Annotated in this window: 24 protein-coding genes and 1 other annotated feature; of the genes, 17 read left to right on the top strand and 7 right to left on the bottom strand. The window is 30.3% G+C overall.

Annotated elements, in window-relative coordinates:
• Positions 1 to 204 precede the first annotated feature (204 nt).
• The 6 genes from CLCHR_RS25405 to CLCHR_RS04010 all read left to right on the top strand — a co-directional run bounded on the left by CLCHR_RS25405 (position 205) and on the right by CLCHR_RS04010 (position 4,007).
• Positions 205 to 330, top strand: a complete 126-nt coding sequence (locus CLCHR_RS25405) for a hypothetical protein (protein WP_278336980.1) — start codon at positions 205 to 207, stop codon at positions 328 to 330.
• Positions 331 to 708: 378 nt separating this feature from the next.
• Positions 709 to 1,596 carry a DUF1002 domain-containing protein gene (locus CLCHR_RS04025; RefSeq protein ID WP_079438402.1) on the top strand — a complete coding sequence of 296 codons (888 nt, stop codon included), beginning with the start codon at positions 709 to 711 and terminating at the stop codon, positions 1,594 to 1,596.
• Between the two features lie 106 nt (positions 1,597 to 1,702).
• Positions 1,703 to 1,924 carry a YdbC family protein gene (locus CLCHR_RS04020; protein WP_079438401.1) on the top strand — a complete coding sequence of 74 codons (222 nt, stop codon included), beginning with the start codon at positions 1,703 to 1,705 and terminating at the stop codon, positions 1,922 to 1,924.
• A gap of 127 nt (positions 1,925 to 2,051) precedes the next feature.
• Positions 2,052 to 2,192 carry a hypothetical protein gene (locus tag CLCHR_RS24675; protein WP_160359069.1) on the top strand — a complete coding sequence of 47 codons (141 nt, stop codon included), beginning with the start codon at positions 2,052 to 2,054 and terminating at the stop codon, positions 2,190 to 2,192.
• A gap of 262 nt (positions 2,193 to 2,454) precedes the next feature.
• Positions 2,455 to 3,450 carry an L-glyceraldehyde 3-phosphate reductase gene (mgrA, locus tag CLCHR_RS04015; RefSeq protein ID WP_079438400.1) on the top strand — a complete coding sequence of 332 codons (996 nt, stop codon included), beginning with the start codon at positions 2,455 to 2,457 and terminating at the stop codon, positions 3,448 to 3,450.
• Positions 3,451 to 3,581: 131 nt separating this feature from the next.
• A complete protein-coding gene (locus tag CLCHR_RS04010) occupies positions 3,582 to 4,007 on the top strand; it encodes a MerR family transcriptional regulator (RefSeq protein WP_079438399.1) in 426 nt (141 codons plus the stop codon).
• Positions 4,008 to 4,160: 153 nt separating this feature from the next.
• On the opposite strand, the gene CLCHR_RS24670 is transcribed toward CLCHR_RS04010, so the two are convergent.
• Positions 4,161 to 4,337 (bottom strand): hypothetical protein, encoded by a 177-nt coding sequence (locus tag CLCHR_RS24670; RefSeq protein WP_169896758.1) that lies wholly within the window; start codon positions 4,335 to 4,337, stop codon positions 4,161 to 4,163.
• A gap of 544 nt (positions 4,338 to 4,881) precedes the next feature.
• Between CLCHR_RS24670 and CLCHR_RS04005 the strand changes: the two genes are divergently transcribed.
• Complete coding sequence (locus tag CLCHR_RS04005) at positions 4,882 to 5,943, top strand: N-acetylmuramoyl-L-alanine amidase family protein (RefSeq protein ID WP_079438398.1); 1,062 nt, start codon at positions 4,882 to 4,884, stop codon at positions 5,941 to 5,943.
• 94 nt (positions 5,944 to 6,037) lie between these two features.
• Here the strand turns inward: CLCHR_RS04005 and CLCHR_RS04000 are convergent, their stop codons facing one another.
• From CLCHR_RS04000 to CLCHR_RS03990, 3 genes are all read right to left on the bottom strand, one after another.
• Positions 6,038 to 7,075 carry a galactose ABC transporter substrate-binding protein gene (locus CLCHR_RS04000; protein ID WP_079438397.1) on the bottom strand — a complete coding sequence of 346 codons (1,038 nt, stop codon included), beginning with the start codon at positions 7,073 to 7,075 and terminating at the stop codon, positions 6,038 to 6,040.
• 350 nt (positions 7,076 to 7,425) lie between these two features.
• Entirely contained in the window at positions 7,426 to 8,259 is an 834-nt protein-coding gene (locus CLCHR_RS03995) for a methyl-accepting chemotaxis protein (protein ID WP_079438444.1), read from the bottom strand.
• Between the two features lie 221 nt (positions 8,260 to 8,480).
• Entirely contained in the window at positions 8,481 to 8,936 is a 456-nt protein-coding gene (locus CLCHR_RS03990) for a DUF2798 domain-containing protein (protein WP_079438396.1), read from the bottom strand.
• 259 nt (positions 8,937 to 9,195) lie between these two features.
• Between CLCHR_RS03990 and CLCHR_RS03985 the strand changes: the two genes are divergently transcribed.
• Positions 9,196 to 9,636, top strand: a complete 441-nt coding sequence (locus CLCHR_RS03985) for a MarR family winged helix-turn-helix transcriptional regulator (protein WP_079438395.1) — start codon at positions 9,196 to 9,198, stop codon at positions 9,634 to 9,636.
• Positions 9,637 to 9,781: 145 nt separating this feature from the next.
• Here the strand turns inward: CLCHR_RS03985 and aguB are convergent, their stop codons facing one another.
• Positions 9,782 to 10,660 carry an N-carbamoylputrescine amidase gene (gene aguB, locus CLCHR_RS03980; protein WP_079438394.1) on the bottom strand — a complete coding sequence of 293 codons (879 nt, stop codon included), beginning with the start codon at positions 10,658 to 10,660 and terminating at the stop codon, positions 9,782 to 9,784.
• Positions 10,661 to 10,682: 22 nt separating this feature from the next.
• Positions 10,683 to 11,726 (bottom strand): agmatine deiminase family protein, encoded by a 1,044-nt coding sequence (locus CLCHR_RS03975; protein ID WP_079438393.1) that lies wholly within the window; start codon positions 11,724 to 11,726, stop codon positions 10,683 to 10,685.
• Between the two features lie 335 nt (positions 11,727 to 12,061).
• Between CLCHR_RS03975 and CLCHR_RS03970 the strand changes: the two genes are divergently transcribed.
• From CLCHR_RS03970 to CLCHR_RS03930, 9 genes are all read left to right on the top strand, one after another.
• Positions 12,062 to 12,925: a pentapeptide repeat-containing protein gene (locus CLCHR_RS03970; protein WP_079438392.1), complete on the top strand. Its 864-nt coding sequence runs from the start codon at positions 12,062 to 12,064 to the stop codon at positions 12,923 to 12,925.
• A gap of 538 nt (positions 12,926 to 13,463) precedes the next feature.
• Positions 13,464 to 15,014: an acyl CoA:acetate/3-ketoacid CoA transferase gene (locus tag CLCHR_RS03965; RefSeq protein WP_079438391.1), complete on the top strand. Its 1,551-nt coding sequence runs from the start codon at positions 13,464 to 13,466 to the stop codon at positions 15,012 to 15,014.
• A gap of 26 nt (positions 15,015 to 15,040) precedes the next feature.
• Positions 15,041 to 15,676: a class II aldolase/adducin family protein gene (locus CLCHR_RS03960; RefSeq protein ID WP_079438443.1), complete on the top strand. Its 636-nt coding sequence runs from the start codon at positions 15,041 to 15,043 to the stop codon at positions 15,674 to 15,676.
• Positions 15,677 to 15,918: 242 nt separating this feature from the next.
• Positions 15,919 to 16,806, top strand: coding sequence for a bifunctional helix-turn-helix transcriptional regulator/GNAT family N-acetyltransferase (locus tag CLCHR_RS03955; protein ID WP_079438390.1), 888 nt, complete (start codon positions 15,919 to 15,921; stop codon positions 16,804 to 16,806).
• Positions 16,807 to 17,643: 837 nt separating this feature from the next.
• Positions 17,644 to 17,896: a binding site (T-box leader), on the top strand.
• A 74-nt stretch (positions 17,897 to 17,970) separates the two neighbouring features.
• Positions 17,971 to 18,363, top strand: coding sequence for a VOC family protein (locus tag CLCHR_RS03950; protein WP_079438389.1), 393 nt, complete (start codon positions 17,971 to 17,973; stop codon positions 18,361 to 18,363).
• A gap of 159 nt (positions 18,364 to 18,522) precedes the next feature.
• Positions 18,523 to 19,164 carry a lactate utilization protein gene (locus CLCHR_RS03945; protein WP_079438388.1) on the top strand — a complete coding sequence of 214 codons (642 nt, stop codon included), beginning with the start codon at positions 18,523 to 18,525 and terminating at the stop codon, positions 19,162 to 19,164.
• Positions 19,165 to 19,447: 283 nt separating this feature from the next.
• On the top strand, positions 19,448 to 21,109 hold the full coding sequence (gltX, locus tag CLCHR_RS03940; protein ID WP_079438387.1) for a glutamate--tRNA ligase: 1,662 nt from the start codon (positions 19,448 to 19,450) through the stop codon (positions 21,107 to 21,109).
• A 258-nt stretch (positions 21,110 to 21,367) separates the two neighbouring features.
• A complete protein-coding gene (locus CLCHR_RS03935; RefSeq protein WP_079438386.1) occupies positions 21,368 to 22,570 on the top strand; it encodes an MFS transporter in 1,203 nt (400 codons plus the stop codon).
• A complete protein-coding gene (locus CLCHR_RS03930; protein ID WP_079438385.1) occupies positions 22,563 to 23,207 on the top strand; it encodes a TetR/AcrR family transcriptional regulator in 645 nt (214 codons plus the stop codon). The genes CLCHR_RS03935 and CLCHR_RS03930 overlap by 8 nt, the downstream gene beginning before the upstream one ends.
• A 307-nt stretch (positions 23,208 to 23,514) precedes the next feature.
• Here the strand turns inward: CLCHR_RS03930 and CLCHR_RS03925 are convergent, their stop codons facing one another.
• Positions 23,515 to 25,275, bottom strand: coding sequence for a methyl-accepting chemotaxis protein (locus CLCHR_RS03925; RefSeq protein ID WP_079438384.1), 1,761 nt, complete (start codon positions 25,273 to 25,275; stop codon positions 23,515 to 23,517).
• Positions 25,276 to 25,420: the final 145 nt, after the last annotated feature.

Raw genomic sequence — 25,420 nt, 5'->3', positions numbered from 1 at the left:
AATTGACCAATACTTATCCAATACGTTATATATTGCGAATATATAATGTATTGGATAAAATTTTTTGTCTTTATTTATAGGCAGCATAGTATTATAAAATAATTTTTGGAAAAACAAGAAAAAAATATAACGTTTACATGGGAAGTGTGATATAATTTATATATAAACAATTATGATCAATTAGATATTTTAGGGGGAATAAGTATGTTAGGTGCAGTTATTCTTATTAGTTTTATTTTAATTGCTTGTAATGCCATTTACGAAACAGATTCAACTCAGGAAAAGACAAAGGAATTTGAATCTCAAATAAATAAACAACATAAAATTTAAATAAATTTCTAAATTAATAATATAAATTTTGACTATCTATATAACTTTAGATAGTCTCTTTTTTATTTTAATTAAGTTAAGAATTGCTTATATATAAAAAGTAGAGAGTACTTTTTATATATAGATAAACCAATGAAGGCTTAAATTTATACTTTGAAAAATATCTCAGCAAGAAACTGGAACAAAAGTATGTTACTTATTTCGGTTAGTTATATGCATAAGTTTAAGTTATAGTTTGATTATCTACAAGTGAATATTAATATAAAAGTAAGATTATTATAAATAAAATTTAATAACTTTTGTGCTATAATGAACGAGAAAAAATCAATTTATTTTTTGACATTAGACTCTTAGCATAATTAAAGGAGAATAGAAATTATGAAATTTAAATCATTTATATCAAAAGTAATTATATCATCTTTAACTGTTGGTATATTTTTAACATCAATTCCAAAGGTGCCAGCATTTGCGGATTCATTTAAGTCAGTTACCCTAGGGGCAGATTTAAGTGCTTCTCAAAAGGAACAGATGTTAAAAGAATTTGGAGTAACCAAAAATGATGCTAATATACTTGAAGTTACATCAAAGGAAGAACACACTTACTTAGGAAAAGTTGCAACAGAAGCACAGCTTGGAAACAAATCAATATCATGTTCTTATGTTGAACCAACAGACAAGGGTGGATTGAATGTAAGCACTAATAATCTTACTTGGGTTAATGATGGAATGATAAAAAATGCGCTAATTACGGCAGGGATTGAAAATGCGAATGTTAAAGCATCTGCGCCATTTAAAGTATCTGGAACTGCTGCACTTACTGGAATACTAAAAGGTTTTGAAAATAGCAGTACAGGGAAGAAAATCGACGAAAATAAAAAACAAGCGGCAAACGAGGAACTAGTTACTACAGGAGATATTGCAGAAAAAATTGGTCAAAATGATGCTAGTAACTTAATGAATGATATCAAAAAAGATGTAATAAAGGAAAAACCTAAGTCAAATGCAGAACTAAATAATATAGTAGATAAAGCCACAGAAGAATATAAAAATAAATTAACAGATGAAGATATAGCGAATATTAAATCGGTAATGAGCAAGATAAATGACTTAGATCTTAACTACAATAATCTAAAAGCACAATTAGACGATGTAACTAATCAATTAAAAGATAAGTTGAGTAGTGAAGAAGCTAAAGGTTTTTTTGCAAAATTAGAAGAGTTATTTAACAGATTCTTGAATTCAATAAAAGATATATTCTCAAAATAATTTTATAGGAGGCCTTAATTATTATAGAATTTTGTGTTTACTAATTTTTATTTTGGAGATTATATAAGTTAATTATTATAATCAGAGTTAGAGGAGAAAAGATACTATGGCAGATATAAAATTTGAGATAGAAAAGGAATTAGGAAAAATATCAGAATCATCAAAAGGATGGAATAAAGAATTAAATCTAATAAGCTGGAATGGTAAAGAAGCTAAATATGATTTACGAGATTGGGCGCCTGAACATGAGAAGATGGGGAAGGGGATTACTTTAAGTAGTGATGAACTAAAACAACTGAGAGATATTTTAAATACATTGGAGTTGTAAGTAGTTGTTTTAAGAAATGATATTTATATAAAATATCATTTCTTTTTTTCGATCATATTCAAGAGTAAAGACAGAAATTATGGTACAATATATAAATTAAGAGTTTTAGATAGAGAAAGGACAATATATGGATAAGGAAGAAGTAATAATTAAAAACAAATTTAATGCATTAACAGCATCAGAAATTTTGAGGGAATTATATAGTAAGGAACTTGATTCTAAGAAGAATATCTTAGAATATATCGACATAACAAGAGTTCTTTCATAATGCGTTGAGTTGTTGTTAGATGTTTATGATCATAATTCTTATTCATTATAATTACCTCCGGTAAACTTAGAGGAGCCCACTCTCAAATAAATTATATCCATAGTATCAAAAAAATAGTGCAAAACTAACTTCGTGTAAGATGAATTTACTCTCGCAATCACGAATTTAGTTTTTCATTTTAGAGGAAACGTTTAAAATACTATTGACTTAAAGTTAGCTTTAAGTGTTAAAGTTAATTTATAAAAGCAAAGGAGTTGAAATAATGAAGTATCAAGCATCAAAGACTAGATATGAAGAAATGAAGTACAGTAAGTGTGGAGAAAGTGGCCTGAAACTTCCAAGGGTATCATTTGGACTTTGGCATAATTTCGGGAGCAATGCTGGTTACGATAATATGAAAGAATTATGTTTTACTGCATTTGATAATGGAATAACACATTTTGATTTAGCAAATAACTATGGACCAGTTCCAGGAAGTGCAGAAGAAAATTTTGGACGTATTTTAAAGGATGATTTAGGAGTATATCGTGATGAACTACTCATAAGTACAAAAGCTGGATACACAATGTGGGATGGACCTTATGGAGACTGGGGAAGCCGCAAATATTTATTAGCAAGCTTAGATCAAAGTCTAAAGCGCATGGGACTAGAATATGTTGATATATTCTATCATCATAGAATGGATCCTGATACTCCATTAGAAGAAACTATGATGGCTTTAGACACTGCTGTAAAGAGTGGAAAAGCACTTTATGCTGGTATTTCTAATTATGATGGAGAAACTATGGAAAAGGCATCAGCAATTCTAAAAGAATTAAAATGCCCATTTATAATAAATCAAAACAGATATTCAATTTTTGATAGAACTATTGAAAATAATGGATTAAAAAAATCAGCAAGAGAAAACGGCAAAGGAATCATAGCCTTTAGTCCATTGGCACAAGGTACATTAACCAATAAATATTTAAATGGTATTCCAGAAGATAGTCGTATAAAAGTAGATGGAAGATTTTTGAAAGAAGATGTTTTAACAGAGAAGAAGTTAGGGCAAATTCGAAGATTAAATGACATTGCGCTAAATAGAGGCCAAACTCTTGCACAAATGGCACTTAGCTGGGTGCTAAAAGATGGAGATGTAACAAGTGTATTAATTGGAGCATCAAAACCGTCACAAATTATTGAAAACGTAGGAATAGTCCATAAAGTAGAATTTTCAGAAGAGGAATTAAAAATGATTGATTCCATAAGTCTTGAATAGTTATGTAAATAATAAATTATTTACATAATATTTTCTGCAATATGTATTGAGTTAATCCACTTCCTATTTAAAAATTAGTTATTTATACGTATAATGAATGTTAGGAATTTTTAATAAAGGGGATAGGGATTATGAAATATTCTATACGACAGGCAGCAAATATATCGGGATTATCGGCATCTACTTTAAGATACTATGAATCTGAAGGTTTGTTACCACATATTCAAAGAGATGAAAATAGTCGCAGGTATTATGATGAATCTAATTTGGAATGGATTGCAGTGATTAACTGCTTAAAAAGTACAAATATGCCAATTGAACAGATTAAAAAGTTTGTCGCTCTGCATGGTGAAGGTGATAAAACACTATATCAAAGGTTAGAGATGGTTTTAAAACATAGAGAAAATGTTCGGAAACAAATAGATGAGCTTAATGAATATATGGATCATATTAATTATAAGGTTGATTACTTTAAGTTAGCATGTGAGCTAGGAACTGAAAAAGAACTTAAAAAGAAAAAGTATCCAGAACATTTGTATATTAGAGATGATGAATAGGATACAAATTACACGGAAGTTTTTAAGTTTCTGCTTGTAGACTTTTGATCCTATTTTTTGTGGAATTTGGAATATAGAAAATGAATAGAGCACTTTATTCTGAAATCAGAATAAAGTGCTCTATTACTTACAGAACAATACACTTAGTCACAATTAGTCTTGATACCCATTTAATTGTTGACATGCAGAATTAAGCGAGTTTATTGCTTGTTGGATTTTGTCTTTATTGTCTTGTTTTTCTGCAGAGCTAAGTGCTTGTTGTAATGAGCTAATAGTATCTTTGCATGAAGATACGCTTTGATCAACAAATTGTTTTGCTCTTCCTGGCATATTTAACACCTCCCAATATAAAATGAAACTTAGCTTCAGAGTGAGTTTTCTAGGTACCCCTTGAGGGTAAGTCTCCCACTGAAGGTTAGTTGAACTTATCTAGGTCGTGCCACTGTTATCTCACACTTTAATAGAAGATGGGAGTGTTACAGTGGCTAGACATCAGATAAATGATACAAGATTAGTATGCTTCTAGCGTTAAGAAATATACAAGCATTATTTTCCAATAAGAATAACAACTATATTAACTTTATCTAAAGAATTTTTTGTTTTTGCATGTAAGTTAGTTTATATGGAGAACATGAAGTTATCTATCTACAGTGTTTTCATTTTTTGAGAATAATAAGAAATTCATAGAAATTGAGGATATAAAGTGATAAAATCAAGAATATACAGAAAAAATGCAATTAAAGTAACATATTTAATTAATTCTACGATTATTCATGTTCAATTTATTTGAACGCTTATGAAATAGTTGTATATATAATTCACATAATATTAAATTTTACTATATGTTTTTGAATTATAGAAGTGGAGGAAAACGATGAAAAGACTATTAACATTTTTTATGACTCTGATTGTTTTGAATATTTTTACGATAGGTATTTCCAATAATCAGATAGCATTAGCATCTGGGAAAAAGGTAGTTGTTATTGATCCAGGTCATGGTACTGGGGGGAACCGCGAGTATGAACTTCAGTCACCAGATTCAAGTATTACTAAAATTAAAGATGGCGGAGGAACTCAGGGGGTCGTAACTGGTGTTCCAGAGTATGTTGTTACTTTAAAAGTTGCAGAGAAGTTAAAGACTTTATTAGAACAGAAGAATTATACGGTAATAATGACAAAAACTCAGGAATCTGAAGCACCTGGAAATATTGAAAGAGCAGAAGTTGGAAATAATAACAATGCAGATTTAGTAATTAGAATACATTGTGATGGGATGGACAATCAGAGCATGACCGGTGCTTCTATGTTAGTGCCAGCACCTATAGGTTATGCTAAGGACATAAGTAGTATAAGTGCTCAGTATGGACAAACAATATTGAATGATTTAATTTCAAGTGCTGGAATGAATAATAGAGGTGTAGTGCAAAGAAGTGATCTAACAGGGTTTAACTGGTCGAAGGTTCCTGTAGTATTAGTAGAAATGGGTTTTATGTCTAATCCAGGAGAAGATAGACTATTAAGTGATGATAGTTATCAAAATAAATTAGTTCAAGGACTATGTAATGGAATAGTTCATTCATTAAACAAGTATGAACTAGGTTGGAATCAGAATAGTGAAGGCTGGTGGTATTGTACTGATCCGGATAAAGGATATTATTATACAGCTAATAACGGATGGAAATATATTGATGGACAATGGTATATATTTAATTCAGCTGGATATGCACTTCAGAGTACATGGTATACTGATCCTTCTAATAGCCATAAATATTACTTAGATTCAAATTGCATGAGAGTAAATGGAGAAAAAGATAAACCCAAATGGGTTAATATAAATGATTCATATTATGGATTCAATGAGGAAGGGCAATTGTACGTGAATTGCAAAACGCCTGATGGGTATAACGTAAATGAAAATGGAGTAGCTAGTAATTAAGAAAAGAAAAATATAAGTATAGCTGACCACAAAATTGTGGTCAGCTATACTTTTATATTTTGAATATCGCTTGTTGTTAATGCTTTTGACGAAGCTATTTAAAATATTCTGTGTAAGGTAATCTAACAGTTGTACCTGTATTATCAAATTTGTAATTTGTACCATTTAGGGGACTATCACCAGATATTAAATTCATCCCAATAGTATAAATCGCATTTGCATGAGTAACAGGATCTTGCACAACGGTTCCTGTCATAAGACCTCGTTTGATTAATTCTTGAGCCTCAGGAAGAGCATCAACGCCAACAACTGGGATATATTTAGAGTTATCACCTTTGTTGTAACCATATTTTTGAAGTGCTTCAATAGCCCCTATTGCCATAGCATCATTATTTGCAATTATTGCTTCAATTTTATTTCCGTTCTTTAAAAAATATGATTCAATAGCAGACTTAGCACAATTTTTATCCCAATTACAAGCGATTGATGTAAGCTCCTCAGTTCTTATTCTTTCATCATTGAGTGTCTGAATAGAGTACTTAGATCTAGCAATTGTCTCAGGACTATTAGCTGGACCTTTTAACATAACATACTGCATTACACCATCTTTATTTCTATCTAAAGCATCATTATTAGAAGCCCATATGTCAGAGAGAATTTTACCTTGTAGAATTCCAGATTGTTCAATATCTGTATCAATGATGATACCTTTACGATAAGGCCTGATAAAATTAATTATTGATTTAGTTTGAGCATAGTATATAATTAGTGGAATATTTTTTTGTGTTATTTTTGTAAGAACGGAATTAAGCTCATCTATGTTAGTACTTACGGGATTTACCACAAAAAGATCAAAGTTATCATTAAGGGCATTGTCAATGTTTTGATTTTGGATAACTTGGTTTCCTCTTGCGTCAAAAAAAGTAAAATTAACTTTAGTTTTATTTTCTTTTTGGATGTTTTCTAGATTTTTCATAACATCAGAAATAAATAGATCATTAAAATCATTTATAAATACAGCTATATTATAAGGAATTTCGGAATTGATACTTGCATAAGCATTAAGATTGCTACTCTGTAATAAAAAGATAAAAAACATGATTATATATAACAATTTTTTTATTATCTTCATTTTCTCCTCCATGTAAATTATATTAAATAAGAGTTAGTAGTAGCTTATCTTTTTCTATAAAAATTTATTCATATTCATAGAATTAAGGAAAAAGTTCTTTGGGAATAAGGACGAGTATCATCGTAATTTAAAATAATTAAAGACGAACATTCTGTGGCGCGTTGGCTTCTGGCCTATTATTGGATTTGCTTCATAGTTATGATGCGATATTCTATTTTATAATAATTTTATGTGTTATAGGTATATTATTTTCTCAAAAAATGTCTAAAATTAATTAAGTTAAAAATGAAACTATGATTAAAATTATAGGGAGAACTGCAGTAAATGTAGTTCTCCCTTTTATCATAATGTTAATTTATGTTCATATTATCAACTAATACTTGAGAATTTAAAGTTATTTGTTCAACTGTTGCAGATACTTCTTCTAAAGAAGCAGCTTGATTAGTGGCTATTTGTCCTAGTTCATTTATTGTTTCAATTATTGTCTTAATACTATTGCTCATCTCAGCAAGTGCAGCGGAAATTTTCTTAGAAGATTCACCGCTATTTAAAGCTAGCTTTCTCATTTCTCCAGCAACTACTGAAAAACCTTTTCCATATTCTCCAGCTCTCGAAGATTCAATTGCGGCATTAAGGCCTAAAAGGTTAGATTGTTTTGAGATGCTTTCAATTAGTGTTACAGCCTCGCTGCTTTCAGCTATTAATTTTTCAGTGTCTTTAGTATTTTCAACCATGTGGTTTAGCTTCTCTGATAATTGTACAGCACTGTTTGTAATTTCAGATACCGTCAAGTTTGTTTCTTGAAGTGAACTCTTTAATTCTTCTGTAGAAGTCTTTATCTTAGTAAAATCCTCTATGTTTGTAGATAAACTTACAAAACCTACGACTTCACCGTTATCAGCAATTGCAGGAATTAAAGTTGCTTTTGAGTCTACACCATGATCTTTTTTATTATACAATGTAGTTAGAGTTTTCTTTTGTCTATAAACCATATCTATAATACCTGTTTTTTTTGCTAATTCTATATCAGCTTCTTGTCCAACATGTATAGGTGCTTTAACATTTTTTCCATCCAAAGAAAATATACAACCAGTTTTGTCACAAATGGCAACAGCTGCATTTCCTCCAAACATTTCACTTATAATTGGTGCAACGTTAATTAGTGATTCTAAAATTTTTTCCATCATGTAATTCCTCCTAATACCCTATAATAATCCTTTATTAATAATATAACATGATGCAACAATATTTTCTATAGATAACATTATTCAAACAAGGGAGTACTAAAGCTTAAATTCTAACTATAAAAATTTCTTTTGTTGGTTAAAATATTAAGTAAGTTATTTAAAGAAAAAATAAAACTAACAATGATAATGGAAAATGGTTAAGTAAGTTCAAATAAATATCAAACTACAGGATAAATCTTAAAGAAGATAGTTCTTGCAATAGGTCCAACAATGATTAATTGAAGTGGTAGAGCGAATATAAAATTTCTAAGTAATGTAGTAGCAAAGTTCATTGGAAGATCTGAAGATATTCCTTGATGAATTATTAAGGTAATTAGCGATAATGAGAAGCACATACCGCATACCATAAAAAATGAAGTAAATAAAATCTTCTTAATAAGTAGAGAATCATGATTTATTAGTTTAGCTACAAATGATTTTGCGATTTTCGCAACAAGAAACCAGTCTAAAATTAAAGCAATACAGAAAATTGGTAAGAACCCAAATACAACATCTTTTAATAAAGAACTACTTAATCCATTTCTAAGAATAACATTGTATATAGTCATTCCTAAAACCATTAAAGCACAACAAATAAGTGTAAATATAAAGTTTTCTTTTTTATTTTTTCCCATTTTAAATCTCCTTTTATAATTTAATTGTCAACCAAGATTACAATAAGTATAACACTTAGAAATGTAAAAAGTCAACTTGGGTTACAATTTTAATATACATTTTACATGGTATTTACAATTGATACTACTTATAATATGTTATTTTATAGAAATATAATGGATATATAGATTTTATGGTAATATAAAAAACAGTGTAGTATATTAATTATAGTAGTTAATATTCAGCATAAATTATGAGAAACTAAAAGGAGATTCAATAATGGATGAATATCTAAAAGGATTAAATATAATAGATTTATTGAGCTTAAAACATAGAAAACTAAGAAAAGAAGTTATGAAAGCTTGGTTAAAGAAGAATGGAAATGAGGTATCTGACACAGAATCTCATATGCTTGGAATGTTAGAAATAAAAGGTATGACAGTTGCTGAGGTGGCGAGGAAAATGAATATAACAAGACAGTCAGCTCATAAAAGCGCTAAGAAATTAATCGAACAAAATTATATTAAGATGATTCCTATTGAGGGAAATAAGCGTGATAAGTTGATAGTCTTAACTAAAAAAGGCGAGGAATATTCCACAGAAATGCTAAAGATAAAAAGGCGGATAGAGGAAGAGATTTCTGAAAACATAGGTAATGAAACTGTAGAAATGTTTAAGAATTACTTGATGAAAGATTGGATATCTAGTCATTCAAAATAATTTTGTTTGATTGTGGAATCTAATGAACTTAACTGGAGATAGATGGTTTTTTGTCAAAATATAGAATATATTAATTATTTATAAATTAATAAGAGCAAAATATAAAATTAATTATTTTGCTCTTAAATAATTCTTATTTATTTATCTATTTAATAATTAAATCTCCATCATAAGATGTTATTATTTTATAGAGATCTGGACGACGATCTCTAAAGATTCCCCATTCAATACGTTGTGTTTCTAATTGATCTAAGTCAAATTCTGCAACCAATACAGTTTCTTCTGTACGGTTAGCTTCAACAATTTTATTTCCTTGTGGTCCAGCTATAAAAGAAGAACCGTAGAATGTGATTTTAGAGTCTTCATCTTCTTCAATACCAACACGGTTTGATGCTATTACAGGAATTAAATTAGAAGCAGCATGACCTAACATACAAGCCTGCCAGTGATCTTTTGAATCAATTGATCCGTCTTGTGGTTCAGAACCAATAGCAGTAGGGTAGAAGATCATTTCAGCTCCCATTAAAGTCATACATCTAGCAGCTTCTGGGTACCACTGATCCCAACAGATACCTACGCCAATTTTGCCATAACGTGTATTCCATACCTTAAAGCCTGTATCTCCAGGATTAAAGTAGAACTTTTCTTCATAACCAGGTCCATCAGGAATGTGGCTTTTTCTATATGTTCCAAGAATTTCACCATTAGCATCGATTATTGCTATAGCATTATATCTTGCATAGTTTTTCTTTTCGTAGAAACTAATTGGAAGAACTACTTTAAGTTCCTTAGCGATTTCTTTAAAGTGATTAATTGCTTTATTTTGCGCAACTTCGGTAGCATATACATAGTAATCAGACTTCTCTTTTTGACAAAAATATGGAGTTTCAAATAATTCTTGAAGTAGAATAATTTGAGCACCTTTTTCAGCTGCTTCTCTTACGAATTTTTCTGCTTTAGAAATATTTTCGTCAATATTACATGAACAGCTCATTTGTGTAGCTGCAACTTTAACTTTTCTCATGATTATCACCTCATCTTATTTCTTATAGTGCTTTTAGATTTCTTGGATATGGCATTTGCTGAGTTGTGCAATGTACGTTACCACCCTCTTTAATAACAGCCATTCCATTTACAGTTCTAACTTTTCTATCAGGGAAAGTCAGACTTAATACTTTTTCGGCCATTTTATCTGCTTCTGCCGCATTACCGCCAAAAGTAGGTAAAATAATACCATCATTTACAAAATAAAAATTTAAGTAGCTTAATGTTAATCTTTCGCCTTTATATTCAGCTCTAGGAGGTTGATTAATTGGGATGATTTCTAATTTTCTTCCTTTGGCATCTGTTGAATTTTTTAGGATTTCAAGATTTTCCAATGTGATTTTGTAGTTAGCATCATTCGGATCATCGCATGTCTGAATAATTATTTTGCCAGGCGCAGCAAAACACGCTATATTATCAACATGACCGTCTGTTTCATCACCATCTAGACCATTTTTTAGCCAAATTACTTTTTCTATATTTAAGTATTGTTTTAAGTAAGTTTCAATCTGTTCTCTAGTAAGATCTGGATTTCTATTAGGATTTAAAAGACATTCCTCTGTAGTAAGTAATGTTCCTTCTCCATCTGTATGAAGGGAACCTCCTTCCATAACTAGAGGTGCATCAAATTTCTTAATATTATAATGTTCTAAAATTTGTGGTGCTACCTTATCATCTAAATCCCATGGAGCATATTTTCCGCCCCAAGCATTAAATCTCCAATTTACTCCGGCTCTATTACCTTCATCATCAATAATAAATGTTGGTCCATTATCTCTAAGCCATGCATCGTTATGTTCAATTGGAAGCAATTCTATATTAGATTCATTAAAAAGCTCTTTAACATTTTCTAGCTCATTTGGATTAACAATTACTGAAACTGGTTCAAATTCAGCAATTGCTTTGATAAATTCTTGATATCCAGCACAAACACTTTGGTGATTATCTGGATGACACATAGAATCTTTTACTGGCCATGATATGAATGTACGCTCATGAGCAGTCCATTCAGCAGGCATTTTATAATTAAAATCTGTTGGATGCATACAAATACCTCTTCTTTATGATAATATTTTACATTATTTTTTATATTTTAATATAGTATCTATGATACAATAAACTTTACCTCAAATCAATGTCAAGATTCAATTAGCGTAAATGCGCAAATTGAAGGGATTCACGAAAGATGTATTTAAAATGTAAACTAAGTTAAGTGTGCCCAAAAGGATACAAGATAAACAAAGATTTTTAATGCTATACAAATTTCTAGATAAATCGTGCACTAAGTCTGTTTTGATAAGGAATTAACTTATAATATGGAATATATGGTATAATTTAAAAGTTGAAGTGGTTTAGGCTTTAAAACATGAGGTGAATGAAGATGAAATGTGAAAATAGAATTGAACGAGATGATGAATTATATAAAAATTTGAAAATAGATTGTGAAAAATGTTTTGGGTTATGCTGTATTGCTTTGTATTTCTCTGCTGCTGAGGGATTTCCAACAGATAAAGTGGCAGGGAGGCCATGCATAAATTTGCAAAAAAATTTTCGTTGCTTTATACATAAGAAACTTAGTCAAAAGGGACTTAAAGGATGTACAGCTTATGATTGTTTCGGTGCAGGGCAAAAGGTTGCGCAAGTTACATACCGAGGACGTGACTGGAATCAAAATAGTGAAGTAGAAAAGCAAATGTGTGAAGTATTTTTAGTCATGCGACAGCTTCATGAGATGTTATGGTATTTAACAGAAGCTTTTTCTGTACAAACAAATAGTTTAATTCATGAAGAAATTCGTAAATTGATAAGTGAGACCGAAAAGCTTACTTTTCTTGATGCTGCTTCGCTAATGAATATAGATATAGAAGCACATAGAAATGTTGTAAATTCAATGCTTCAGGAGATTAGTGAAATGGTACGTTCTAAGATGATTAGTGGTCAAAAGAATACTTTAAAACGTAAAAAAACAATAGCAGGAAGATTAAATTTGTTTGGTGTAGATCTTAGAAAAACTAATCTTAGAGGAGCGGATTTAAGAGGTGCATTTCTCATAGCAGCAAACCTAAGTGGAACTGATTTAAGCGGGGCAGATCTTATTGGAGCAGATTTACGAGATGCTAATTTAAGAGGGGCTAATTTAGCAGGGTGCATATTTGTTACTCAAGCTCAGATTAATACAGCTAAGGGAGACGCTAGTACCAAATTACCTTCATCATTAATACATCCAATGTATTGGGATAAATAATAATTAACTATATTTACTGTTTACAATTCAAAATTTAATTTGTAGGATATTGATGAACATCAGTTGGCCTTGTTATTTTCTTTCATGTGCCTAAAATGAACTGTCACAAAATGATTATTTAGTTATTTGGTGACGGTTTATTTTTTGTTTTTTATAGAAGTTGTTGAAAGAGAGATTCGAATCATTGTAGAGTGAGAATTGATGTGAAATTTATCTAACGAATGATATTAAGATATTAGTTAAAAAAGTAACAATTAGGAATAACAAATAGGAATCATATTTCATAAAATATAATATACTTTAATGATGAAATTTGAAAATGATTAGGAATATTAAAAAAAGTATATTAAAATGCAGTAGTTTTACATGAGTAATAGGATAATAAATTTATGATTATCATTATCTTGGTAAAATAAATAAAAATATTCAGAATTGTCAGAAAACTTATTGACAAAAATTAAACAAAGAATTAAAATGATATTGGTTGAGATTGATAAAAAAATAACTATATTTCATAAAGAGTTTGGAGTTGGTATTCATGGTGAAAATAATCAGTTCTACAGAAGCTGCAAGTTTATTAAAAGATAATGATGTATTAGCTACATCAGGTTTTGCATCATTAGGAGTTCCTGAGGCACTTATGAAGAGTTTAGAAAAAAGATTTTTAGAGGAAAGAAGCCCACAAAATCTAACGTTAATGTTTGCAGCGGCGTCAGGAGATGGGGATAGTAAAGGTTTAAGCCATTTGGCTCATGAAGGTTTAGTGCAAAAAGTTATAGGAGGACATTTTAACTTAGCACCAAAGCTAGGAGAATTAATTAGGAATAATAAAATATGCGCATATAATTTACCACAAGGAATCATGTGTAATATATTCAGAGATATAGCAAGTAAAAAGGTAGCGACTATTAGTAAAGTAGGATTAAATACTTTTGTAGATCCTAGAGTAGAAGGTGGAAAAGTCAATGCAATTACCAAAGAAGATATAGTTGAGGTAGTAGATATATTAGGTAAAGAAAATTTATTATATAAATGTCCAAGCGTAGATGTGGCTTTTATAAGAGGGACATATGCTGATGAGAAAGGAAATATCTCAATGGAGCACGAAGCTACTTTATCAGAAGCAACATGTATAGCACAAGCGGTAAGAAATTGCGGCGGAATTGTTATAGTACAAGTTGAGAAAGTTGTTAAAGCAGGCACTTTAGATTCAAGATCTATTAAGATACCGAGAATTTATGTTGATTATATAGTTGAAGCAAAAGACAAAGAGGATCAAGCTCAAGTATTAGGATATGATTATGATCCATCATTATCTGGAGATATTAGAATAACTGTAGATGATTTTGCACCATTGAAATTAGATGCAAGAAAGATAATTGGAAGAAGAGCGGCTATGGAACTTGTTGAAGGAAGTATTGTTAATATAGGAATAGGGGTTCCGGAGGCGGTGTCAAATGTAGCAAATGAAGAAGGGATAGGAGATTTTATTACTTTAACAGTAGAACCAGGACCAATAGGGGGAATACCACAAGGAGGAAAGAAATTTGGATCGTCAATAAATCCAGAATGTATATTTGACCAACCAACACAATTTGATTTTTATGATGGAGGCGGTTTAGATATAGCGTTCTTAGGACTTGCTCAAGCGGACAAGCGTGGAAATATAAATGTAAGTAAGTTTGGGACAAGGGTTGCGGGATGTGGAGGATTTATTAATATAACACAAAATTCTAAAAAAGTGGTATTTTGCGGAACTTTAACAGCTAAAGGACTAGAAGTAAAAGTAGAGAATGGAGAATTAAGAATTATAAAAGAAGGCGTAAGCAAGAAATTTATAGAGTCTGTTGAGCAAATTACTTTTAGTGGTGAGTATGCTATGAAAGTTAAACAATCTGTTATGTATATAACTGAAAGAGCTGTTTTTGAATTAAAAGATGATGGGTTACATCTAATTGAGATAGCACCAGGAATCAATATTGAAAAAGATGTATTAGATTTAATGGACTTTAATCCAATAATAGATAAAGATCTTAAGCTTATGGATAAGAGAATATTTATTGATGAAACAATGGGGCTAAAAGATTGATAGAAATATTTGAAGGGGGAAGAAATATGTTAGAAAATTTAAAAATAAAACTTCTTAAGATGGTAAAGGATTCAGAGAGGTATAACCTATGTTCAGAAAATGCAGGAAGTTTCAGTATTAGAGATGAAAGTTCAGGATATGTAATTATAACGCCTTCAAAGATAAAGATAGAGAATTTAGCAGAAGAACAACTTTGCATTTTAGATCTAGATGGAAACAAAATTAAGGTGATGGATGGAATTGAACCAAGCAGTGATTTGCAAATGCATATTGAAATATATAAAGAGAGAAAAGATCTAAGAGCTATTATGCATGTGCACCCAAGTTATACAACATCATTTGCAGTGATAAATAAAGTAATTCCACCAGTAACTTATGATTCAGCAAATTATGGAGGATATATTTATGTAGCTAATTATGATAATGCAAAAACTTCTGAAGCTGCAAAGGATTTAACAGAAAAATTAAAAACAAGTGATGCTTGTTTACTAGAAAGCAATGGAGTTATTATAGTAAGTAGAGATATAGAAGATGTGTTATCTAAAGCAAGACATGTTGAAAAGGTAGCTGAAACTTATTACAAAGCGCTAGTCCTAAATAAGTTCAAGGAGCCTAAAAGATACACAAGAGAGGAACTAGTATCATATCTTGCCAATCACTAGATTGTTATTTTAAATCAATAACTCTAATATAGGAAGGTGAGTAACTACATGCTAAAGTTGTTTTACTACACCTTCAGCTAATTTTTTGTTAAGTTTATTGATATCTATCCATTAATAAGTTTTCTATAACGGTTAAATCCTTAGATAGAGCTTGTAGTATGTGCTAATTATCGTAGTTTGCACTATCTATTTAACTATAGTATAATTTAGTTGATATTATCAATTAAGTTGAGGTGTTATATATGAATAAAGAAGAAATAATTAGGAAAGAACTGCGATTGATTATAAGAGAATTAGGTTTGCTAAGTCATAATTGCTTAAATTCTGGATTGACTTTAGCGCAAGCTCATATATTAAGTTATCTTAAACAAAATGGAAATACCCCTTTTAATGAGTTGTTAGTTCAATTGGGAATTGATAAAGCTTCCTTAAGTAGAACTGTTAGTAACTTAGAGAGCAAAGGGTTTATAAAAGTGGAAAAATCTAAAACTGACAAAAGAATGAAAGACATTGATATTCTGCCATTAGGAAAGGAAAACATAATTAACGGAGATGGTGAAGTAAATAAAGTCATTAATGAGATTTTAGAGTATGGGGATGAGGAAACAGTAAGTAATATTGTAAAATCATTTAATGAATTCCGTATCCTTTCTTTAAAGAGTAACCTAATAAAAAATGAGTCTAGGATAAAAATAGAGAGAGTATCATTAAACTATATGGAAGATGCTATTAAATTAGCAATAGGAGTGTTTACTAAGGAACAAAACATTCCGGCAAATTTAGTTCCGTTAGAGAAGAATCTAGAGCCAATTTGGTGGTGTGCAAGAGTTGGTGAAGATATTGTTGGTGTTACAGCAGGATGGATTGAGAATAATGAGTGGCATTGGGGAAGGTATGCTGTTGATAAAAGATTACGTGGAATAGGCATAGGTAAAAAGTTAGCTGTATTTTCGTTAAATGATATATTTAACATTGGAGCTGAAGAAATATATAGTGAAGCTAGAGATATAACAGTAAAAATGTTAAGAAAATTAGGATGTGAAATAATAGGAGAGCCAGTAAACTTTTATGGTGATTCCGTTACTCCTACTATAATAAAAAAGTCTGATTTTATTCAAGCTATAACTTAAACTTATGCATATAACTCATCGAAAGAATGGGTACTCTGTTGTTTCGGTTTCTAGAGAATTTGGTTGTGGATTTCTACCACCAGAAGTTGCGCCTATTTGAGCATGCTCCATTGGCAAGCAAATGACAAGCTCAAATGGAACAACTTCTGCTGAAAAAATCCTACAATCAAATTATCAATGAAACACTGCACAAAAGAGTATCCATTCTTTATGATATTGAATATACTCCGAGTTATAAATTAAATATTTAAATTGGACATCTATGCTAATGGAATAATGGGAAATAGGAGTGGTGTTGAAATTATATAATAAGATTGAATAATGGAACTTAAACATATATATGTAACTTAAATAATTGATTTATTAGATAAACATATTTATATTTTTGGGAAGTTATCTCATAAGTCTAAGCTATATGTGTTTATCTACATAGATAAACGAAACATAAAATTGATATATTTTGAAAGATAATTCAACTAGAAATGAATAGCATACTTTTGTGGAATGTTTCGTAAGGAATTTTTGTGGTAGTGATTCTTAGAAGAAAAGTTGTTCCAAATATGCTAGTTCAAAGCTTTGTCTTTGAGGCTAGCATTTTGGGCACAACTTTTGTTCTTAGAATCACCCATAAAAATTCCTTAGAAACTGGAACAAAACGTATGCTATTCATTTCGGTGAGTTATATGTTTAACTATAAGTTATGCGTTGGTTATCTATATTAAAATGTACCGTTTAAAAACTATATTTCTATATTATAATAATTTATCTTTACATTGGTATTTTCAAAATGTATAATTGATTTGTATTTTGTAAATACTAAATAAAATATAAATACAGATAATAGCAATGATAATGAAGAGTAAATAGAATTTTAATTTAAAGAGATCTAGGGAGGGTGTAATCCTAGAATTTAAAACTATTGAAGGAAGCTTTGGAGTGATAAATAGAAAGCGTAAGCGTAGTATATTTATGGGGTTATTCCCTTAAAGATAATTAAGAGGGTTAAATTAGGTTTATTAATAACAAAAGTTAATATGCTTAAATTAATCAATTTAGGTGGTAACGCGGAAGTCAGCCTTTCGTCCTAATTATATTTTGGGACGAAGGGCTTTTTTGTATTTAAAACTAAGAAAAATTATATATTTAAAGAAGGAGGTTATTTATATGGGCATATTGTCTAACAGCGTACATACAGGGATATTTGCCGAAGATATTGAGAATATGGTAATGTTTTACAGAGATATCTTAGGCTACGAAACAGATTGGGATGGAGGACCGTTTGTAAGTTTCAAAGTAAAAGATGGTGGTTTGTTTATGTTTGACAGGAAAAAATTTGCTGAGGCGATGAACCAACCTTATTACCCACCAATGGGATTCAATCTGACAATGCAGATAGGCATTGGTGTTCCTACTAAAGATGATGTTGATAGAGAATATGAACGGCTAATGAAACTTGGTGTTAAATCACTCACAGGAGAGCCAGTTACACAACCTTGGGGTCAAAGAAATTTTTGGATTGCTGATCCTGAAGGTAATTACATTGAAATTGGTTGCTGAACTTATAGAGTGTCTAATAAGCAATATTAGAAATTATTTTACTTCTCAATCTTCTTAAATTGTGAACTATGAATTAGAAATAGTGGTGCAATCCTTTGAATTATTTATAATGCAAAGATAAAAGTTGAAACTTTTTACTTAGAAAGGACTATATATTATATGGATATCAATATTTCATGGTACAAAGAAGAACAAGTTAATAGAACTATAAAAAATTTAAGGCAACGTAACATGGATGGTTTCTTTGTAAATGATGATAATGAATTAAAAGAACTTTTAAAACAACTCATAGATGAAAATTCTGTTGTAGGGGTTGGTGATTCTATGACGTTGTTTGAAACAGGTGTTATAGACTTTCTTCGTGAGGGAAATTATGCATTTTTGGATAAGTATAGAGAAAGTATTACAAGTGAAGAAAAGAAAAGTATTTATATGCAAAACTTCTCTGCTGATACTTTTATGTGTAGTACGAATGCCCTGACTGAAAGTGGAGAACTATACAATATTGATGGTAATGGAAGTAGAGTCGCACCAATGATTTATGGTCCTAAGCAGGTTATTTTAGTGACTGGAACAAATAAGATTGTTAAAGATATAGAAGAAGCAGAAAGAAGAGTTAGAAATTATGCTGCTCCGATTGATGCAAAAAGATTAGGGAAGGATACTCCATGCGCTAAATTAGGGTATTGTGTGGATTGTAAAAGTCCTAATAGAATATGTAATGATTTTACCATTATAAGAGGACAATTTGTTGAAGGTAGGATAAAAGTAATAATTGTAGGAAAACAATTAGGATATTAATATTTTGTAATGTTATTAAATTGTGATAATTAAATAATTTGAATTTATTCTACATATTTATGTGTAGTTTATCCGATAGCTAGCATCCGTAATACCCCCACTTCTTTAAGCGGGGGATAACGGATGCACGCTCCTGGACATTGTGCCCTTCATGGGTATAAGTTCAACTAGGATTCAGATGGGGATCAAACCCCACCTGAATCAAGTTTCACTTGATATAAATTGCCATGACAAGGGGCTTATAATACCTTGTAAGGAAGAATGATAAGGAGAGATACAAATAATGAGTTTTGAAAAATTAGCAGATATAATATTTGGGAATGTTGAACATACAACTGAATATTACGTTGAAAAATATCCAAAGAGAAATCTTAAAGAAGGTGCAAGAGTTACTAGATATGCACCAAGTCCAACTGGATTCCAACATATAGGTGGAGTTTTTGCTGCATTAATAAATGAAAGATTAGCAAGCCAAAGTGAAGGTGTTTTTTATTTAAGAATAGAAGATACTGATCAAAAGAGAGAAGTTCAAGGTGCAATAGAAGATACAATAGCTACTATGCATAATTTTGGCATGGATTTTAGTGAAGGTATGACAGGAGAAGAAACATCTAAAGGTGAATATGGTCCATACAGACAAAGTCAAAGAGCTGAAATATATAATACTTTTGCAAAAGATTTACTTATAAAAGGTTTAGCTTATCCAGATTTCTGTACTCCAGAAGAATTGGCTGAACTTAGAGAAAGACAAATAGCAAATAAAATAACTCCAGGTTACTATGGCGAATATGCAAAATTCAGAAATATAACTGAAGATGAAGCTATAAAGAGAATTGAAAACGGAGAAAAGTATATTATAAGATTAAAATCTCCAGGAAATCCTGAAACAAGAGTTGAGTTCCACGATTTAATAAAGGGAGATATATCATTCCCAGAAAATAATCAAGATGTAGTGCTTATTAAAGGAGATGGACTTCCAACTTATCACTTTGCTCACGCTATAGATGATTATTTAATGAGAACAACAGATGTAATAAGAGGAGAAGAGTGGCTATCATCACTTCCTATACACGTTCAATTATTTGAAGTTTTAGGTTTTGAAGCACCAAGATATGCTCATATTCCAACAATAATGAAACAAGATGGTGGATCAAAGAGAAAGCTTTCAAAGAGAAAAGATGCAGAAGCAGCTGTTTCTTACTATAAAGAAGTTGGATTCCCAGTAGTAACTGTAATTGAATATTTACTTAATATAGTAAACTCTACTTATGAAGAATGGAGAGCTGAGAATCCTAAGGCTGATTACCACGAATTCGAAGTTCATTTAGAAAAGATGGGTAAGAGTGGAGCATTATTTGATTTAGTTAAATTAAACGACGTATCAAAAGATAGAATAGCAGCAATGAAAGCTACTGATGTTTATGACTACTATACAGTATGGGCTAAAGAGTATGATGCAGAAATGTATAAATTAGTTACAGAAAATGAAACTATGGCAAAAGAGATCTTCAATATAGATAAAGAAGGTCCAAAACCAAGAAAAGACTTTGCTAAATGGGATGAAGTTAAAGATAAAATTTTCTATTTCTTTGATGAATTATTCTATAACGAAACAGCAGAACAAATAGAATTACCAAAGGGCGTTACAATAGAAGCTGCTAAGGCTGTAGTAGAAACTTATAAAAATGAATTTAACTATAATGTGGAAAGCCAAGAAGCTTGGTTTGAAGATTTAAAAGAAATTGGACTTAGACTTGGATATTGTGCAAATAGAAAAGACTTCAAAGCAAATCCAGATCAATATAAAGGAATGATTTCAGATGTTGCAGGAGCAGTTAGAGCTGCATTAACTCATAGAACTAACTCACCTGATATATATACAATTATGCAAATAATAGGTGAAGAAAATACTAGAAGCAGATTTGATAAATTTTTAAGTTTATAGGCAAACATTAATAAGAACTACTACAGGAGAACTTGTAGTAGTTTTTATTCTTTAAGAAATTATGCTGCATAATAATTTGAAGGCAACTTATATACAGAGAGGTTTTATCAAATTTAATATAATAATTAAAGAATAAAAAATAAAGTATATTCGCTTGCGATTTTGTCCTTTCAAATGTGGTTTACAAAAAATGAAAATAATAGTAAAATGGTTTACGTGGTGTAAATCATTTATTGTGTGTAAACTTAGGAGGTAAAAATGTTCAATTCAAACATAAAAAAAAGACTGCCTTTAGGTATTTTGATGTTTAATATATTCATTGCGTTACTTGGACAAGGAATGGTAATACCAATTTTGCCGGAATATTTAAAGCAATTTAATGCAGGAGGCTCTGTAGCTGGTTACTTAGTAGCTGTTTTTGGAGCGGCTCAATTTTTATTTTCACCAATTGGTGGGAGATTTTCAGATAAATATGGAAGAAAAAAGATGATATTAGCTGGCTTATTTCTTACAGTAATTTCTGATTTCATGTTTGCCATATCTCAAGAATTGATATGGCTATATATAGCGAGATTTATTGGGGGAATTGGTTTAGGAATTATGATACCATCCAATCTTGCATATATTGCAGATACGACTACTAAAGAAACTCGTGCAAAGGGAATGGGATACTTTAGTGCTGCTATAAACTTAGGAATGGTTTTAGGGCCAGGAATAGGAGGGGTTATAGCTCAACTAGGTATTAGAGTGCCGTATTTTTGGGCCTCTGCTTTAGGCTTAGTTGCAACAGTATTAACTATTGGACTTCCAGAAACATTGTCCATAGAGAAGAGAAATTCATTAAAAAACCTTAAGAAGAACGAATCTATTTCAAGACAATTTATTCAATCCTTCCATACTCCATATTTTCCATATTTGATACTTATTTTTGTTATGACATTTGGTTTAGTAAACTACGAAACAGTATATTCTTTATATGTAGAACAAAAATATGGATTTAATTCTCAGTATATTTCTGTTTTAATTACTTTGGGAGCAATTATAGGGATTATTATACAAGTAGGATTAATTGATAAGGTAATAAAACGTTTTGGAGAATATAAACTTATAAGATTTTCTCTTTTAATGACGGCTATTGCGCTTTTATTGATGCTTATAAAAGTTAACTTTATATATCTTTTAGCAGTTTCAGCAATATTCTTTGCATTTAATTCATTTTTGAGGCCTACTGTAAGTACAATGCTCTCAAATAAGGCTGGTGATCAGCAAGGATTTGTTTCGGGACTTAGTAATACTTATACTAGTTTTGGGAATATAATTGGTCCTCTAATGGCTGGAAATTTATTTGATAAACATATAAATCTTCCATATGTTGTAGGAGCTCTTATTTTAATTGGAACAATAGGAATTACTTTTATTGGAAACAAATCATATAAGGAAGAGGTAGCAGAAAATGAGTGAATCATGGCATGAAAAAATTAAAAATAAAAATCGTGAAGAGATTATTCAGACTGGAAAAGAATTATTTTTAAAATATAATTTTATTAATGTTAATATTAAAGATGTGTGCACTTTGTCAGGAATAAGTAGAGTCACTTTTTATAAGCATTTTAAGTCAATAGATGAATTGATTTTTGAAGTGCAAATGGATATTATACGGCATATGGTACAATTTATAAAAAGTGAGGATAGATGTGAAGCGAGTGGAAAAGATAGAATAATAGCAATGCTCAATGCTTGGATTAATTTTGCTAAAGAATATAAAAATGAAATCAAATTTATTTTTCTGTTTGACTTTTATTACGGAGCTTATGATTCAAATGAAGAATTAAAATTAAAGTATGAAAATTTCATTTTAGAAGATGATATGAGTGATTTTTTTACCGATGCTATTAATAAGGGTATCACTGATAGGTCGTTAAAATCAGATTTACATCCCACCAAAACAGGATATTATATGTTTCAAACAATTATGGGTGTGCTGCAGAGAGTAAGTTATACGTCACTACCAATTAAGGATGAAGTTTTAACATTTGATGATATCACTGAGACAGTTGTAGAAATGATAATAAGCTCAATTAAAAATATAGAAGAGTGATTTTGATTAGAATAATTTGCATTATTTATATATTCTTTTGAATAAATATTCTAAACAATATGGGAATATTTATTCTATACCATATATATTCTTAAGAATATGCTTAAAAAATGCGGCATGAGGGGACCATATCAGAAAAAAGTTGGTTACTTATATGATAATAAGTAGTTATTTTTTTACAAAACTGATTGCTGTATCATAAGTCAAATTAAAACCATACTGTTTCTGGTATGGTTTTAATTTAGTTAATTATGAATATTTATAGTACTATTACAGAGTTCATTTTCATCAATAGATGTTATAATTTTTAAACTTGGAAAGAATTAACTGCTTCTCTAAGCTTCTCTGCAAGTATATTTAGGTCTTGAGTATGTTTTGCTATTTGATTTACACTTGCTAATTGCTGCTCAGTTGTAGCAGAAATTTGTTGAGTAGCAGCGGAACTCTCTTCAGTTGAAGCAGAAAGAGTTTCTAAAATTTCAACTATTTCATTTTTTTCGTCTTCCATTTCCAGGCTGTAAGTTTTTAAGTTTTTCATATCGTCTGTAATCTTTTCTACAGCTTTTAATATTTCAACAAATATATCCTTAGCTTCCAGCACAGACTTGTTTTGTTCTTTAGCAATTAACTTTCCATCCTCAATAGCTTTAACAGCGGCTTTTGATTTATCTTGAATTCCATTGATTAATTCTTTAACTTTTGCAGCAGACATTGAAGATTGAGAAGCTAATTTTCTAACTTCCTCAGCAACTACGGCGAAGCCTTTTCCTTGCTCACCAGCTCTTGCAGCTTCTATAGCAGCATTTAAAGATAATAGGTTTGTTTGCTCTGAAATTTGGCTTATTGCCTCAGTAATAGATCCAATTTCAACAGAAGTTTTATCCACTTCCATTATTATATCACTAGTTTTTTCAGTAGCCTTACTGTTTTCAATTGATTTTTGTGAAAGTATATCAATCGCTTCTAAACCTCTGTTACTTATATTAGTTGTTTTAATTGCGATATCGTTAGTTTCTATTGTTAGTTTTGTAACTAAATCTATCTTGTTAGATAAATTTCGAACTCTAATAACACCGTTTTCAGTTTCTTTAGCCTGCTCATTTGAACCCTTGGCAATATCTTCTACAGAAGCCGCAACTTCATTAATAGAAGCCGTATTTTCAGCAACAATAGTATCTAATAATTTAGAAGAGTCAAAAACAACATTAACGGAATCCCTAACTGAAGTTATAAATTCACTAACATTCTTAACCATTATTTCGAAGGAATTATTTAAATTACCGATTTCATCTCTGTTTTTAATTTTTCCTATTTTTATATTCAGATTACCTGAAGCAACAATATCTACAGCGTTACTTATTTCTTTAATAGGAGCAGATATGTGTTTTGCAAATATCATGATTACGGCAGAACCTATAATAAGTACTGCTAGTAGTATGATAAGAGTAGTAATAAGAATATTGTTTGAACCAACATTAAAATCACTCATATAAGTACCAGCACAAACTACCCAACCCCAATGAGGATCAGTTTTTTGATAAGTTATTTTGTCTGAAATCTTATCTGAATTAGGAAGTGTCCACCAATAAGTCAGATAACCTCCGCCACCATTAGCTACTTTAATTTGATCTTTAACAAATAATGCGCCAGTCTTTTTATCTTTATAATCCAGTACACTTTTGCCTTCTAAACTAGGATGTACTGCTTCAACTCCATCTTGAGTATAAGCAAATAAATAACCACTTTTACCTAAGCTTAAATTTTGGTTGATTTTTCTTGTACCATCCGCTTGTTTTTCGCTAAGCATATATTCTTTAACTCTTTCTTGTGCTTCATCAAGGGTTAGATAGCCCTTATCAACAAGTTTTTGATTTGCATCAATTACTTGCAATGTCATTTCTACACTATTTTTTAATAAAATCTTTCCACTATTTTCAAGTTCTCCTCTGGCAACATAGTAGCTCACTAATCCAAGTACAAGTACGGGTATACTTAATAATAGTATCATTACTAAAATGAGTTTCGTTTTTATGGGTAAGCCTTTTGTTTTTTTGAGTGATTTTTCCATCTGTTGCATTCCCCCTAATATATATAGTTTTATCTCTATTATCGAAATGCAATTTATTAACTTAATAGTTGAAGTTAGTTTTTATCGAAATATGGAAAATTAGATAAAATTTTAGGATTTGGTTACAATAATAATAAAAATTTTC

Origin of the sequence: Clostridium chromiireducens (assembly GCF_002029255.1) — a bacterium.
Taxonomy (GTDB): Bacteria; Bacillota; Clostridia; order Clostridiales; family Clostridiaceae; genus Clostridium; species Clostridium chromiireducens.
This window is presented reverse-complemented; position numbering and strand designations above follow the sequence as displayed.

What these genes read in the sequence shown, in the direction of transcription:
- CLCHR_RS24675 (WP_160359069.1), top strand. Translation starts at nt 2,052, where the DNA reads ATGGATAAGGAAGAAGTAATAATTAAAAACAAATTTAATGCATTAACA.
- CLCHR_RS04025 (WP_079438402.1), top strand. Translation starts at nt 709, where the DNA reads ATGAAATTTAAATCATTTATATCAAAAGTAATTATATCATCTTTAACT.
- CLCHR_RS03955 (WP_079438390.1), top strand. Translation starts at nt 15,919, where the DNA reads ATGAATAAAGAAGAAATAATTAGGAAAGAACTGCGATTGATTATAAGA.
- CLCHR_RS04005 (WP_079438398.1), top strand. Translation starts at nt 4,882, where the DNA reads ATGAAAAGACTATTAACATTTTTTATGACTCTGATTGTTTTGAATATT.
- CLCHR_RS03930 (WP_079438385.1), top strand. Translation starts at nt 22,563, where the DNA reads ATGAGTGAATCATGGCATGAAAAAATTAAAAATAAAAATCGTGAAGAG.
- CLCHR_RS04010 (WP_079438399.1), top strand. Translation starts at nt 3,582, where the DNA reads ATGAAATATTCTATACGACAGGCAGCAAATATATCGGGATTATCGGCA.
- CLCHR_RS25405 (WP_278336980.1), top strand. Translation starts at nt 205, where the DNA reads ATGTTAGGTGCAGTTATTCTTATTAGTTTTATTTTAATTGCTTGTAAT.
- CLCHR_RS24670 (WP_169896758.1), bottom strand. Translation starts at nt 4,337, where the DNA reads ATGCCAGGAAGAGCAAAACAATTTGTTGATCAAAGCGTATCTTCATGC.
- CLCHR_RS03925 (WP_079438384.1), bottom strand. Translation starts at nt 25,275, where the DNA reads ATGGAAAAATCACTCAAAAAAACAAAAGGCTTACCCATAAAAACGAAA.
- CLCHR_RS03950 (WP_079438389.1), top strand. Translation starts at nt 17,971, where the DNA reads ATGGGCATATTGTCTAACAGCGTACATACAGGGATATTTGCCGAAGAT.
- CLCHR_RS03960 (WP_079438443.1), top strand. Translation starts at nt 15,041, where the DNA reads ATGTTAGAAAATTTAAAAATAAAACTTCTTAAGATGGTAAAGGATTCA.
- CLCHR_RS04020 (WP_079438401.1), top strand. Translation starts at nt 1,703, where the DNA reads ATGGCAGATATAAAATTTGAGATAGAAAAGGAATTAGGAAAAATATCA.
- CLCHR_RS03995 (WP_079438444.1), bottom strand. Translation starts at nt 8,259, where the DNA reads ATGGAAAAAATTTTAGAATCACTAATTAACGTTGCACCAATTATAAGT.
- CLCHR_RS03975 (WP_079438393.1), bottom strand. Translation starts at nt 11,726, where the DNA reads ATGCATCCAACAGATTTTAATTATAAAATGCCTGCTGAATGGACTGCT.
- mgrA (WP_079438400.1), top strand. Translation starts at nt 2,455, where the DNA reads ATGAAGTATCAAGCATCAAAGACTAGATATGAAGAAATGAAGTACAGT.
- aguB (WP_079438394.1), bottom strand. Translation starts at nt 10,660, where the DNA reads ATGAGAAAAGTTAAAGTTGCAGCTACACAAATGAGCTGTTCATGTAAT.
- CLCHR_RS03985 (WP_079438395.1), top strand. Translation starts at nt 9,196, where the DNA reads ATGGATGAATATCTAAAAGGATTAAATATAATAGATTTATTGAGCTTA.
- CLCHR_RS03965 (WP_079438391.1), top strand. Translation starts at nt 13,464, where the DNA reads ATGGTGAAAATAATCAGTTCTACAGAAGCTGCAAGTTTATTAAAAGAT.
- CLCHR_RS03945 (WP_079438388.1), top strand. Translation starts at nt 18,523, where the DNA reads ATGGATATCAATATTTCATGGTACAAAGAAGAACAAGTTAATAGAACT.
- CLCHR_RS03935 (WP_079438386.1), top strand. Translation starts at nt 21,368, where the DNA reads ATGTTCAATTCAAACATAAAAAAAAGACTGCCTTTAGGTATTTTGATG.
- CLCHR_RS03970 (WP_079438392.1), top strand. Translation starts at nt 12,062, where the DNA reads ATGAAATGTGAAAATAGAATTGAACGAGATGATGAATTATATAAAAAT.
- gltX (WP_079438387.1), top strand. Translation starts at nt 19,448, where the DNA reads ATGAGTTTTGAAAAATTAGCAGATATAATATTTGGGAATGTTGAACAT.
- CLCHR_RS03990 (WP_079438396.1), bottom strand. Translation starts at nt 8,936, where the DNA reads ATGGGAAAAAATAAAAAAGAAAACTTTATATTTACACTTATTTGTTGT.
- CLCHR_RS04000 (WP_079438397.1), bottom strand. Translation starts at nt 7,075, where the DNA reads ATGAAGATAATAAAAAAATTGTTATATATAATCATGTTTTTTATCTTT.